At 38.0% G+C, this 300-nt stretch carries 1 protein-coding gene; it reads left to right on the top strand.

The features are described from left to right. On the top strand, nucleotides 1-255 hold a 255-nt coding region (locus tag C1E99_RS14340; protein ID WP_193441833.1), incomplete at its 5' end, for an FAD:protein FMN transferase. Between the last annotated feature and the right edge of the window lie 45 nt (nucleotides 256-300).

A 300-nucleotide genomic window follows, 5' to 3' on the forward strand; every position in this document is an offset into this window, starting at 1 on the left:
CTTCATCCCAAAACTGGCTATCCTGTGGAAAATGATATCTCAGGTGTGACAGTCTTTTCCAAAACATCTATCCAAGGAGATGCCTTATCCACAACTCTCTTCTTACTAGGTGTGGAAAAAGGTCTTGACTTTATCAATCAGATTGACGGTGTAGAAGCTGTTTTCATTGATAAGGAGCAAGGCGTTTATCTGAGTGATGGCTTGAAAGAAAGCTTTGAATTAACGAATGAGGAGTATCATCTTGTCAATGAATAAATCAACTAAAGGACTCAGTTTGCCTGTATTTCTAGAATTTGTTGA

This window comes from Streptococcus suis (assembly GCF_002964045.1).
GTDB lineage: Bacteria > Bacillota > Bacilli > Lactobacillales > Streptococcaceae > Streptococcus > Streptococcus suis_U.